This is a genomic window from Streptomyces sp. CB01373 (genome assembly GCF_002803075.1).
GTDB lineage: Bacteria > Actinomycetota > Actinomycetes > Streptomycetales > Streptomycetaceae > Streptomyces.
Genome location: NZ_NNBK01000012.1, coordinates 504,080 through 517,040 on the forward strand (window position 1 = coordinate 504,080; position 12,961 = coordinate 517,040).

General features: G+C 70.0%; 10 protein-coding genes. 6 read left to right on the top strand and 4 right to left on the bottom strand.

Going from position 1 to position 12,961, the window contains the following annotated elements:
* Window positions 1-10: 10 nt before the first annotated feature.
* Window positions 11-2,182: a UvrD-helicase domain-containing protein gene (locus CG719_RS21595; protein ID WP_100570296.1), complete on the bottom strand. Its 2,172-nt coding sequence runs from the start codon at window positions 2,180-2,182 to the stop codon at window positions 11-13.
* Between the two features lie 178 nt (window positions 2,183-2,360).
* Between CG719_RS21595 and drmA the strand changes: the two genes are divergently transcribed.
* The 3 genes from drmA to drmC are packed head-to-tail and all read left to right on the top strand — an operon-like array spanning window position 2,361 to window position 8,865.
* Complete coding sequence (gene drmA / locus CG719_RS21600) at window positions 2,361-6,185, top strand: DISARM system helicase DrmA (RefSeq protein ID WP_199836712.1); 3,825 nt, start codon at window positions 2,361-2,363, stop codon at window positions 6,183-6,185.
* The gene (gene drmB / locus CG719_RS21605; RefSeq protein ID WP_100570297.1) at window positions 6,182-8,074 is read left to right on the top strand and encodes a DUF1998 domain-containing protein; all 1,893 of its coding nucleotides are present in this window, start codon (window positions 6,182-6,184) and stop codon (window positions 8,072-8,074) included. The genes drmA and drmB overlap by 4 nt, the downstream gene beginning before the upstream one ends.
* On the top strand, window positions 8,071-8,865 hold the full coding sequence (drmC, locus tag CG719_RS21610) for a DISARM system phospholipase D-like protein DrmC (protein ID WP_100570298.1): 795 nt from the start codon (window positions 8,071-8,073) through the stop codon (window positions 8,863-8,865). Before drmB ends, drmC begins: the two co-directional genes overlap by 4 nt.
* A 132-nt stretch (window positions 8,866-8,997) precedes the next feature.
* Here the strand turns inward: drmC and CG719_RS21615 are convergent, their stop codons facing one another.
* The gene (locus CG719_RS21615; protein WP_100570299.1) at window positions 8,998-9,597 is read right to left on the bottom strand and encodes a DinB family protein; all 600 of its coding nucleotides are present in this window, start codon (window positions 9,595-9,597) and stop codon (window positions 8,998-9,000) included.
* 300 nt (window positions 9,598-9,897) lie between these two features.
* On the opposite strand from CG719_RS21615, the gene CG719_RS21620 reads away from it, so the two are divergent.
* On the top strand, window positions 9,898-10,191 hold the full coding sequence (locus tag CG719_RS21620) for a hypothetical protein (protein WP_100570300.1): 294 nt from the start codon (window positions 9,898-9,900) through the stop codon (window positions 10,189-10,191).
* 25 nt (window positions 10,192-10,216) lie between these two features.
* Here the strand turns inward: CG719_RS21620 and CG719_RS21625 are convergent, their stop codons facing one another.
* Window positions 10,217-10,450 (bottom strand): hypothetical protein, encoded by a 234-nt coding sequence (locus CG719_RS21625; RefSeq protein WP_100570301.1) that lies wholly within the window; start codon window positions 10,448-10,450, stop codon window positions 10,217-10,219.
* Window positions 10,451-10,710: 260 nt separating this feature from the next.
* On the opposite strand from CG719_RS21625, the gene CG719_RS21630 reads away from it, so the two are divergent.
* Window positions 10,711-11,202, top strand: coding sequence for a phosphatase domain-containing protein (locus tag CG719_RS21630; RefSeq protein ID WP_100570302.1), 492 nt, complete (start codon window positions 10,711-10,713; stop codon window positions 11,200-11,202).
* A 27-nt stretch (window positions 11,203-11,229) separates the two neighbouring features.
* Here CG719_RS21630 and CG719_RS21635 read toward each other — a convergent pair whose 3' ends face one another.
* A complete protein-coding gene (locus CG719_RS21635) occupies window positions 11,230-11,445 on the bottom strand; it encodes a dodecin (RefSeq protein ID WP_100570303.1) in 216 nt (71 codons plus the stop codon).
* Between the two features lie 254 nt (window positions 11,446-11,699).
* Here CG719_RS21635 and CG719_RS21640 point away from each other — a divergent pair, with 254 nt between their 5' ends.
* Window positions 11,700-12,947, top strand: a complete 1,248-nt coding sequence (locus CG719_RS21640; RefSeq protein ID WP_100570304.1) for an extracellular solute-binding protein — start codon at window positions 11,700-11,702, stop codon at window positions 12,945-12,947.
* Window positions 12,948-12,961: the final 14 nt, after the last annotated feature.

The window sequence follows — 12,961 nt, forward strand, 5'->3', positions numbered from 1 at the left end:
GCGCGGCCACTCAGCCGGTGACCGGATCCAGCATGCGGCTGCGCTCACCGCTCCACGAGATGGCCAACGCGTCCCGGGGCCGCGTGCACGCCACGAACAGCAGACAGTACTCGGCGAGCAGATCCGACTGGTGCTGGACGGGGTCGACGTCGGCAGGCGTCACCTGCGGGGCGAACGGCAGGACGCTCGACGTCACTCCCACGACGGCCACACACCGGAACTCCAGCCCCTTCATCGCGTGCATGGTGGCCACGCGGACTCCGGACACGTCGGGACCCGGATTGTCCTTGACCGCGACCGCCGCTATGTGCTCCCGGCGCAGACGAGTGATGACCGCGTCCACGAGTGTGTTGAACCGGGCGCACACCGCCACCTCGGACGGCTTGACACCGTCCTGGTCGATCCAGGTCCGGACCTGTTCGACCAGGGCCCGCAGTTCGTCGTCCTGGCTGCCGTGTCCGCGAGCCACCGGAACTCTCCCATGGAGCTCGGAGCGGTAGCCCCGCAACGAGTCGCGGCCGCCGTCCTCCTCGTCGTCCTCACCGAGCCGGCCCACCGGCTGACCATCGAGAAGCGCGGTGGACCAGCGCAGGATCTGCTCGGTGCTGCGGTAGTTGACGCGCAGCCGTGCCGTACGCCCACGGACGCCGATGCCCAACGACCGCAGCGAGACCCGGGAGTCGTAGATGCGCTGATGCGGGTCGCCCACAAGGAACATGTCGTCGGACTGGGGAGCCACGCAGGCACGGAGGACCCGCCACTGTGCCGGATGGAGATCCTGGGCCTCGTCCACGACGACGTGGCGGTAGCGCGGACCGCCCTCGGTCAGAATCCGGGCTGCCTGGTCGCACAGCTGGGTGTACGTCGCCGAGTCACGCGAGGCGAGATCCACCGTGAACCGTTCCATGACGCGCCACAGCCGCGCCCGTTGCACCCGCCCGACCTGAGTGCCCCGTCCCCTGCGCACGCAGCGCAGATACTCCTCGGGGGTGCGCAGCCCCTGGGCCAGGACGACATTGCGCAACTCCTGAGACAGGAACTGCTCGGTCCACGGGAGTTCCTCGCGTCCGATGGCGCGGGTCCAGGCGCTCTTCTCGGCGGCGGAGGACAGGGGCTTCGGGGCGCTGCCGCGCGCCTCCCGGACCACCCGGGCCGCCAGGGAGTCCACCGTGGTGACATCGACGCGGTCCAGCAGGTGTGCGTCGGTGTCGCCGAGGAGGAGCGCCAGGTTGTCCCGCAGCGCGGCGGCCATGGCGTTGGTGAAGGTGGTGAGCAGAATGCGCTCGCCCTCAAGACCGGTACGCAGCAGGTGCCGTACCCGGTGCAGGGCGACCACGGTCTTGCCGGTGCCGGGGCCGCCGGTGACCTGGGCGGGGCCGTTGAAGCCGGGGTGGTAGGCATGGCGTCGCTGTGCGGGATGGAGGAAGACACGCCAGCGGGTGAAATCCTCGACGAGGATGCGCTCCAGTTCGCCGGGACCCGTCACCTCCACGATGCGGTTGGGCGTGTTGAGGATCGCCTCGCTGAGAGTGACCGCGGGCCGCTCCTCAGCCGTGCGGACCGTCTGCCCGCGGGGAGCGATCAGTTGCTCCCAGACCGCCTCGGCCGACCAGCCGTCCGCAAGGAACCACAGCACCTCGTACTGGTCGGCGGGCATCATGGGCGGTGCCATGACCGTCAGGTCCTCGGCGGTGACACAGACCCGGGCGAGGCGCAGGACCTGCTCGTCGATGCCGAGATCGCGCAGCACGGTGTCGGAGTGGTCCGCGAACAGCCGCGTCGGAACGGCGACCGCCTTCGTCTCGAAATAGGTCTCCATCTGTTCGAGCGCCTCGACGTTGCGCACCTCCACGCCTCCGGTGGCGCCGTTGACCGAGTAGGCGCGTTTGCAGGCCCAGTTGATGGCCTCGTCGTGGGGAGCGACCCTGAGCAGGATGAAAAGCTCGCTGCCGTCGTCGGGGGCCAGCAGGACACCGCGGTAGAACTTGGTGATGCGGATGGTGCGGATCCGGGGGTCCCGCGACCGCTCGAGCTTCTCCAGGTGCATGCCCTTGCTGGCGTGGAGTTGGGGAACCGTCATGCTCCGGAACATCTGGATCGCGTCGCCGACTTCCTTCTGGACGGGTCTCTGCAGGGAGATGAGGTCCGCGACGAAGTCGTCGGAGAGGGCGAGGCGGGGCATGGGCATCCTCGGGTCGCTGACGGACGGCGGTCGGGGTCCAGACTAGAGACCCGGTTCGGAGTCGAGCCATGGAGCCTCCCCTAATCGTTGTGTGAACTGAGTCAACGTCTTATATTGCTCATGGCTTCGGAGCAATCCGCGTTCGCGCCCATCGGACCCGTCCGGAAGGATCCTTCTCATGCCGGCCCAGCCAGCCCAGGCCGCTGTCCCGCACCCGCTGGACGAAGTTCCCCAGACGTTTCGCGCCGGGGACTCGTACACGGTGCGGGACGGACTGGTGACCTACATTCGCCGCGACCTGCTCGGGCCCTGGGACGGAGAGACAGAGACCCTGCCGGGTGGGTCCTCCGGACCGCGCGACCGCTACCTCGTGGGCATGCTCGGGCCCCGGCCCGACACCGTCACCGCCGACCGTATCGCCCGCGCGGCCGCCCAGAGCGCGGACAGTGACTCGGGCGACGAGCAGGAAGGCGACGACACCGGCCTCCAGGACCGGCTCAGCCCGCAGGCCGCCGGCCACATATGGGCGTCGTCCATGGGACTGTCCTTCACGGTCCCGGCCTCGGTCGGCACGCTCACCGTCGAGGTCTGCTGGGGGCGTTACACGCAGTCGGAAGAGGCGACGGACCGGGGCACGACCCGCCGGGTCTGGTCGCGCGAGCCTTTCCGGCATGTGGTGGACGTCGATGTGACCGGCACAGGGAACCGGACACGTGAACTCGAGGGCGACGTGGTCGTCCTGGACGTACAGGTACGACGACACACGGGCCGGACCGGAGCCGAGGACCTGCGTGTCGTCGAACTCGCCCTCGTGAACCGGCAGCAGGACAGCCGCGAAGCCCGCGACGCCCACTGGCTGTTCCAGACCGGGATCGACGTCACCGCGTTTCCCGACGACCAGGCAGCCGTCTTCCGCCCCGTCGACGACCCACTCGATCCGGCCAACCGCCAGAACGCGCCCGAGGACGCCGAGGATCGGCGGCTCCGCCTCCTCTACCGGGACAGCCTCAGCCACGCCAATGGCCGCAACGTGGCCGTGCACGCCCACGTGCGCGACGGCGAGCGCAACGCCCACCGCCTGACGACCACCTGGCTCCCCGAGTACGACGCCCGGGCCACCACCGCACCGACCGTGGAGGAGCAGGACCTGCTCCGCGGGCTTGAACTGGGCATGGACGAACTTGCTGTCCTCGCGGTGCCCACCCGCCGGACCGAACTCAGCGCCGCTCTCGCCCCGCTGGCCGACGGCTACGGCACCTGGCTCGAACAGCAGCGGCGCAACGCCCGTTCGCTCCCCGAGGACCTACGGGAATCGGCCGAAGCCGCCATCGAGCAGGCGCTGGAGATCTGCGACCGGATAACGCTCGGCATCGACCGGCTGGTGGCCGACGACACCGCCCTCGACGCCTTCCGGTTCGCCAACCGGGCCATGGCACTCCAGCGCCGCAACACCGCCGTAGCCGCCGCCCGAGCCGGTCGTGAGGACGATCCCGCCTCGTACCTGGAGGCGTACGAGGAGATCCATGCCAAGGGCAAGGCAGCGGCCAGCTGGCGCCCGTTCCAGCTCGCCTTCGTGCTGCTGAACCTGGACTCCCTCAGCCGTCCGGGGCACCCACACCGCGGCACCGGCCGCGAAGCACTCGTCGACCTGTTGTTCTTCCCGACCGGTGGTGGCAAGACCGAGGCATACCTCGGTCTGGCCGCCTACACCTTCGCGCTGCGCCGTCTGCAGGGCACGGTCGGCTCCGGAGCGCAGGCCCGCAGCGGCGAGGCGGGCGTGGGTGTCCTCATGCGCTACACCCTGCGCCTGCTGACCGCACAGCAGTTCCAGCGCGCCGCGGCCCTGGTCAGCGCGTGCGAGGTGCTGCGCCGGGAGGAGTTCGTACGGGACGTCCGCTGGGGCGCCACCCCGTTCCGCATCGGGCTCTGGGTCGGAACCTCCGTCTCGCCCAACTGGTTCGACGAGGCCAAGGAACAGATCGCCGAGGCCCGGGAGAGCGCGAGCGACAAGCACGCCCGGGTGCTCCAAGTGCTCACCTGCCCGTGGTGCGGGACCGGGCTGACCGCACGCGCGCACATGGAGTACGACGAGGGACGGCGCCGGGTTCTGCTGTACTGCCCGCGCGGAGAGGGGGAGGACCGCTGCCCCTTCTCGCGGCGCGAGGCGCCCGGGGAAGGCATTCCCGTGCTCACCGTCGACGAGGAGATCTACCGCCTCGCCCCGTCACTGCTGATCGCGACGGTGGACAAGTTCGCCCAGCTCCCGTGGAACGGGTACGCCGGGCTGCTGTTCGGCAGGGTCACCGAGCTGTGTCCCCGGCACGGCTACCGCCACGACGACCTCGACGCGAAGACCGGATGCGGCGGCCGCCACAACGCCAAGGGCAGCCTTCCCGGCGTCACCGCGCAACCCGTCACCCGTCTGCGTCCGCCGGACCTGATCATCCAGGACGAGCTGCACCTCATCTCCGGCGCGCTCGGTACCACCGTCGGTCTCTTCGAAGCCGCCGTCGACCAGCTGTGCACCTGGAGCTTCACCGACGCCCGGGGAGACCGCCACGAGGTCGGGCCCAAGATCGTCGCATCGACGGCGACCACCAAGCGGGCCGCCGACCAGGTGCTGGGCGTGTTCGGCCGCAAGGTCGCCGTGTTCCCGCCGCAGGTCCTGGACGTCGGTGACACGTTCTTCTCCCGCCAGGTGGAGCTGAGCCGTGAGAACCCCGGCCGCCGCTACCTGGGCGTCTGCGCGCACGGCACGCGCCTCAAGGCCGCGGAGATCCGGGTCGCCGAGATCCTGCTGCTCGCGGCGCAACAGCTCTTCGACGACTACGGCAGACCGGCCGACCCCTACATGACCCTCGTCGGCTACTTCAACGCCACCCGCGAACTCGCGGGAATGCGGCGGTACATGGACGACGACATCACCACCCGCGTGCGCTCCAACGGCAGCCGCAAGGGCCAGGACACCCTGGCCGAACGCATCGTCAGCAAGGCCGGCATGCTCAACATCCAGGAACTGACCTCGCGCATCTCCTCCGCCGACATCGGCGCCGCGCTCAAACGCCTGGAAACCGAGTTCGACCCCGAGCGCGACACCTCCGTGCGGCGTCGCGCGTTCCTCCGCGAGTACGCGGTCGCTGTGAAGGAGAAGCGCGAACCCCGCGTCAGGATGACCCTGAGCGTCCGACAGGCCGTCGACGTCGTCCTCGCCACCTCCATGCTGCAAGTGGGCGTCGACGTCTCCCGGTTCGGTCTGATGCTGGTGGTCGGCCAGCCCAAGAACACCGCCGAGTACATCCAGGCGTCCTCGCGCGTGGGCCGTGACGCTGCCCGCCCCGGTCTCGTCGTCACCCTCTACAACTGGTCACGCCCGAGGGATCTCGCCCACTTCGAGGACTTCGAGAACTACCACGCCACCTTCTACCGCCAGGTCGAGGCCTTGTCGGTCACCCCGTTCACCCGCCGCGCCCTCGACCGGGGCGTCGCCGCCACATACGTCGCTGCGCTGCGGCACGCCGCGTACGACGCCTCCCGCAACCTGGACGCCCACACCGTCGATCTGGACGGGCCGATCGCCCAGGACGTCGAGCGCCGGTTCCTGGAACGAGCCGAGCGCGTCGGCAATGACCGCGCCCGGCAGTACCTGAGCGAACGACTGGAACGACTCAAGGACGAATGGCGCCGCAAGCGTGACGAGAGCAGTTCCTCTCTCGGCTACCGCAAGGAGAAGCACAAGACCACGACTGTGGACGGACTGCTGAAGCGGGCCGACGGCACCCGGTGGACCGAGCTGACCGTCGGCATGTCCATGCGCGAGACCGAGAACGAGATCAACCTTCTGGTTCCCGGTGGCGGCTTCCTCGACGAACCCTCGGGAGCCGGCCCCGACTGGAATTTCGGCGCGTCCGAAACCGGCCCGGACACCGATCACGACATGGAAGTCGTCGTTGACAGCGACGAATACGGCTCCACCGCCGCCCCGGCCAGGAAGGCACAGCGATGAGCAGCAACCTCAACCGCAGGGTCGGCGCGGTCCGCCCCAGCCACCTGATGTTCACCGCCGGCATCGGCTCCCTCGTCGACATGCCGAATTTCTCCGTCCTGGTCAGGGGGCTCGACTCCTGGAACTACTCCGGCGTCACCGACTACGACATCGACGAACCCCGGCTGCGCGCCGCCGTCAACCGGTCCCTCCAACGTTACGGGCGCGGCCAGATCGACCAGTTGCGCGCCGCGCCCTGGCTGGAGGGCGGGGACACGGACCCCAGAGGCTTCGCCGCCCAGGGAGTCGGAGTGCCCGTCGCACCGTTTCCCCAGTGGCTGCGCTGCACCGCCTGCAACATCCTGGCGGCGGTCGACTCCGACGAGTTCGCCTTCGTCAACACCAATCCACGGGCACCGCACGAGGCACGGTTCGTCCACGACTGCAAGCGCGGGAAGCCGCTCGCGGTGGCCGCCCGCTTCACCCTGGTCTGCACGAACGGCCACCTCGACGAGTTCCCCTACACCGCCTACGTCCACCATGGACGGCCCTGTGGCAGGATGCCGCGCCCGAAGCTGCGGATGAAGGACCACGGTGGCAACCAGGCTGCCAACGTGACCATCGAGTGTGTGGCCTGCGGTGGCAAGCGCAACATCCGGGAGGCCATGGGTGAGAAAGGCCGCCGCAAACTGCCGCAGTGCCGTGGACGCCACCCGCACCTGGGCACGTACGAGCCGAACGGATGCGACCGCGACCCGGTCCTCATGGTCGCGGGCGCGTCCAACCAGTGGTTCCCGCTCACCCTCAGCGCCCTGGCCCTGCCCAAGGGACAGGGCGGGGACATCGACAAGCTGCTCGAAGACCACTGGCCCGAACTGCGGACCATCACGGACCGGGGCCAGCTCGACTTCATGGCCGGCCTGCCCGCGTACGGGTTCCTGAAGGAGTTCGACGCCGATGCGGTCTTCGCGGCCGTCGTGGCGCGCAAGCAGGGCAGTGAGGGGCCCGCACCCTCCGCACCGGAGGTCCAGGCTGATCTTTTCGGCCCTGAATGGGACGCGCTTTCCGGCCCCGTCCCGACGCCCAGCGACGACTTCGCTCTGCGCCAGGTCGCCGTTCCCGCCCACCTGGGCGACTTCTTCTCCGACCTCCGTCAGGTCGAGCGGCTGCGCGAGGCACGCGCCCTGATCGGGTTCACCCGGCTCGACGCCCCCGATCCCGAGTCGCCGGAGATCGCCACCCGCGTGGAGCTGTCCCGCGGCAGACAAAGGTGGGTACCGGCCAGTGAGGTGCGCGGCGAGGGCATCTTCCTGCGGCTCCGGGACGACCTGATGGCAGATTGGGTTGCCCGCATGGAGAAGTCACCGCAGATGGAGGCGCATCGGGAGGCGTACGGCCGCTTCCGCGTCAACCGCAAGTCGGACCGCATGACCAGCGACTTCGACCCCCACCAAGGCTGGCCTGGGCCCAGGTACATCGCCCTGCACACCCTCTCCCATCTACTGATCCGCACCATCGCCCTGGAGTGCGGCTACAACTCGGCCTCCCTCGCCGAGCGGATCTACGCGGGAGACGACCAGAACCCGCGAACGGGCATCCTCATCTACACGGCCGTTCCGGACTCCGAGGGAACGCTCGGAGGCCTGGTCTCACTCGCCGAGGAGCGTGAGTTCGAGCGGATCGTACGACGTGCCCTGGCGGATGCCGGGCACTGCTCTGCCGACCCGCTCTGCTCCGAGCGTCTGCCGCACGACCCCGAGGACTACCTCCATGGAGCCGCGTGCCACGTCTGCCTCTTCGTGTCGGAAACCACCTGCGAACGCGGCAACCGGTTCCTGGACCGCCGCTTCCTCGCTCCGCTGTCCGGTGAGAAGGAACCGGTGCTGACGCCGACCGGCCTGCTGCCGTGAGCCGGCACCGGTTCGAGGCCGCCGTCGAGGCCGCGGTGGCGGCCCTCGGACTGTCCCGAGGCAAGGACCTGGTTGGCCTGCTGGCGCAACGACGTTCCAAGGAAAGGGCGTTGGCCGAGCTCGCGACCCCGGGAGTCGGTGTTGCCGTCGCCGAGGTGTACGACGCCATGGAAGCGGAGTCGGTCCCGCAGGCCGAGGCGGCCGCCTATGTGCGGGGATATGTCGCCGCCTTGCTGCGGGCGCGGGACACCGTCCAGGTCCGCACCGTGTGGAGCGGGCCCTCGACACCGGCCGTCCCGGTGCGTGCCACAGCCCAGGTACTCGTCGAGGTCATCGACCAGGCCCGCGAGGAGCTGCTGGCCATGACCTACGCGGCCCGCCCGTACCCGGCGCTGACGCGTGCTCTGGCCGAGGCCACGTCCCGGGGCGTGGAGACACACATCGTGGTCGAGACACTGGCCGGCGCGCGCGGTCTTCTCTCGGGGCGGGAACCGGCCGAAGCGTTCGCCTCCGTACCCGGCCTGCGTCTCTGGCACTGGGCACGTGACCGGTCCGCGCATGTCCGGTCACGTCAGCACGCGAAACTCGCGGTCGCCGACCGTCGCACCCTCTTCGTGGGCAGCGCCAATCTCACTGAGTCCGCATCACGACGCAACATCGAGGCTGGAGTCCTTGTGAGCGGTGGTGAAGCACCTCGACGCGCGGCGGAGCATGTCGTCGAGCTGCAACGGCTGGGGGTACTCCAGCCCATGGATGCCGTGGGACGCAAATCAGCGTCCCGTCGTCCGTGACCGCGAACATGCTGAGTCGAAGGACATGCGCATCCCCGCCTTCGCATAATTCGTTCGTGCGAAGGCGGGGCTGCCTTTTGCGTTCACGCTCAGGCGCCTGTCCCAGCACAGCCGAGCGGGATCAGCGCCCTCTCAGCCCTTGCCCGCCTCCCGTGCGGTGCGCTCCAGGCGGCGCCGGTGGTTCTCCCACCGGACGCGATCGCCCGGAGGGATGTTGCCGGCGCCCTGTGACAGGCCTACGGTCCCGTCGATGAGTTCCCGGACGATGTCGGCGTGGCCGGCGTGCCGCTGGGTGTCGGACAGCACGCGGACCAGGATGTGGTGGAGGGTCACCTCTCGCCGTTCCTCCGGCCACCACGGGACCCGACCGGTCGCGTCGAGCGGCAGTTGCGCGATCGTCCCGTCCGCATGTTCCCAGGCCCGCCGGTAGAGCCCGACGATCTCCTCGCGCGACTCGTCCGCGGCGGCCCACATGTCCGCGTTGGGCTCGGCGTCCTCCGTGTACCACCAGGGCGGCGGGTCCCCCCTGAAGAACGGCCGTCCGAACGTGTCGCCGAAGTAGCCGAGTTCCACGCCCGCGGCGTGCTTGACCAGCCCCAACAGGTTGGTGCCGGTGGGGGTCAGAGGGCGGCGTACGTCGTAATCCGAGAGCCCTTCGAGCTTCCAGAGCAGGGCGTCACGGGCGTCTTGCAGATAGCGGAGAAGGTTCGCCTTCGGGTCTGCTTCGATCATGCCGGGCAGTCTCCCAACCGGCACTGACAACGGGCCCCGTCTGTGGCCGGGGTGCGTGGGGCGGATGTGGAAGACAAGCTGAAGGTACGGGATCCGAGGCAGGTGAGGCATGAGCGACCGGACAGGTGCCGTGATCGAGGCGGTGACCGGCCGGTCGCGATCCGGTCCCGTGCCGAGCGCCTTCCATGGGGCCGACGGCGTGCGGTGAGGCCATGTGGCCCCATGACACACGGGGGGCTGCCGGGTGACCGTGGAAGTGCGCGGGACCCGAGCGCAGGAGCAGGGAAGAAGGTTGACGGCATGGCCTGGGCATCTTGGACCACCCCCGGGGTCTTCACCGGCCGGGGCGGCGTACGAACGGACGAGGCCGGGGTCGTCACCGGCAATCTGACCGTCCACACCACCTGGGACGGCAACGAGGCCGACGTGACGGTCGGGTACACCGGCACCTCCGAATGGTTCACCCTCACCGGAAGCCCCGTGCCCTGCCGTACCGAGCGGCACAGCCGGGAACTGCACCAGGCCGTGGTGGCCGCCGTCGGCGCGGGCGGCGGAGTCACCATCCGGACGACGCGCGTGACGGAAACGACCTGAAGCGCGCCGAACGCGGCCCCGACGCTCAGCCGCGCGTGTTGTCGGGCTCGGGGCCCCAGTACTCAGGGCCGCCCCCGCGCCAGTCGATCAGCGGGGAGACCGAGACCTCCACGGGGTCGACGTCGAGCCCCGCGCGGCGCAGGAACTCGGCGACGTCGGCGACGCTGTAGGCAAGCCCCAGGATCTCGCCGTTCACGCGGACGCGCCGCCCGCCCGTCGGGGAGGGCGGGTGCACGATCACAGGCAGTGCTCCGGGCATGTACCCAGCATGGGATGCGGCCGGGCGGCCCGCATCCGGACGGCTAGGGTCTTTCGTTTGGATCAGGCCGGATCAGGGAGCGGGGTCTGGTGCCGTGGATCGCAAGGCGGAGGAGGGCGGCAGGGCGGAGCCCTGCCAACCGACGACAACGCGGCGAGGTGCGGTGCCAGGGCCCGCGAGCCCGGCATGATCCAAACGAGAGGCCCTAGGGTCCACGGCGTGCGCGGGCCCCCGGGGGAGGGCCCGATTACGCTGGCGGGGTGACGGACAGCAGCAGACGGCCGCTCGCCGTGTTCGACCTGGACAACACCCTCGCCGACACGGCGCACCGGCAGCGCTTCCTCCAGAGCCGCCCGCGCGACTGGGACGGCTTCTTCGCGGCCGCGCCCGAGGATCCGCCGATCCGACAGGGTGTGGAGCTGGCCCGCCGGAGCGCGCAGGAGTGCGAGATCGTGTACCTCACCGGGCGGCCGGAGCGGTGCCGCCGCGACACCCTGGACTGGCTGGCCGCCCACGGGCTGCCCGAGGGCCACGTGCACATGCGGCGCGACAGCGACCGCAGGCCGGCCCGCCGCACCAAGCTGGAGATCCTGCGAAGGCTCGCCCGCGGCCGGGAGATCCGCGTCCTCGTGGACGACGACGAGCTGGTGTGCGCGGATGCCGAGCAGGCAGGGTTCCGGGTCCTGCGCGCCCGCTGGGCCGCGCCGTCCGCCGAGTTGAGGACCGCGCAGGAGACCGAGGGACGTACCTGACGTACGAGGATGACGGACGCGGGTGCGTCAGTCGCCCTCCTCCAGCCGGAAGCCGACCTTCAGGCCGACCTGGTAGTGCTCGATCCGCCCGTCCTCGATCTGGCCCCTGACCTGGGTCACCTCGAACCAGTCCAGATTGCGCAGGGTCTGCGAGGCGCGGGTGATGGCGTTGCGGATGGCCTGGTCGACGCCTTCGTGCGAGCTGCCGACGATCTCCGTGACCCGGTACGTGTGGTCGGTCATGAGGGTGGCTCCTCTCGGCGGGCGGCGCCGGTGACGCGGGCCCGGGGCGTCACGACCTCCGGGCGCACGTGTGGCGCGGGTCACTCCACCGTGCCGTATGCCGGGGCGGGGCGCGAGACGAAGAAGTACGGCAAGCCGGACATCACTTGACCCGGGCATTGGTCCATACCAAAATCGCACACACCCGTGCGAGCCCCCGCTCGTCCCCCCACGTCGGGCCCCTTCCCTGTGCCTCGGAAAGAACAGGACCCCTCGTGAGACCTCGCCTCGTCGCTCTGCTGTGTGCGTCCTCCTTCCTGGTCTCCTCCTGCGGTGTGCTGTCGCAGGGCGGCGGCGGGCGGCAGACCGTCACCGTGTGGATGATGAAGGGCAGCGCTTCCCAGGACTTCCTTGACCGCTTCACAGAGGACTTCGAACGCACCCATGGCGACCTGCGGCTCGACATCCGCATCCAGGAGTGGACCGGCATCGGCCCGAAGGTGCAGACCGCGCTCACGGACCGCGCCGGGGACGGCCCCGACGTCATCGAGGTGGGCAACACCCAGGTCGCGCAGTACGCCAAGGGCGGCAGGCTGACCAATCTGACGCTGGAGTCGATGCGGGACTGGGACATGGAGGACTGGCTGCCCGGCCTGGCCGAGCCCGGGCTGGACAACTCCTCCCAGTACGGCATCCCCTGGTACGCGGCCAACCGGGTCGTCATCTACCGCAAGGACCTGTTCGAGCAGGCCGGCGTCACCGGGCCGCCCCGCACCCGCGCCGAGTGGCTCGCCGCCGGCGAGAAGCTCGACTCCGGCGGCAACCAGGGGATCTACCTCGCCGGACAGGACTGGTACACGCTCTCCGGGTTCATCTGGGACGAGGGCGGCGACCTCGCCGAGGAGACCAACGGCGGATGGAAGGGCGCCCTGGACAGTGAGCCCGCGCTGCGCGGCATGGAGTTCTACCGCCAACTCCAGTCGCTCGGCCGGGGTCCGGTCGACGCCGACGAGGAACACCCGCCCCAGGCGGAGGTGTTCGTCGAGGGGAAGGTGGCCCAGATCGTGGCGGTGCCCGGACTCGCCCAGACCATCGTGGAGAAGAACCCCGACCTCAAGGACAAGCTGGGCTTCTTCCCCGTGCCGGGTAAGACCGCCGCCCGGCCGGGCACGGTGTTCACCGGCGGCTCCGACCTCGTCGTGCCCCGGAACACCACCGACCGGGAGGGCGCCGTCGCCGTCGTCGCGGCCCTCACCGGCGCCAAGTGGGACACCGAACTGGCCCGCACCATGAACTACGTCCCCAACAAGCCGAAGCTCGCCTCCGCCGTCGCGGGCGAGGAGGGGGTCGCGGCCATGGCGGCGGGCGCCGCACACGGCCGGGCGACCCCCAACACGCCCGACTGGGCCACGGTCGAGGCCGACAACCCGATCAAGGACTACATGACGAAGGTCCTCTCCGGCGGCGACCCGTCGAAGGAGGCTCGCCAGGCCTCACAGCGGATCACCGTGCAGTTGGGCTAGCCGCCCACGGCCCT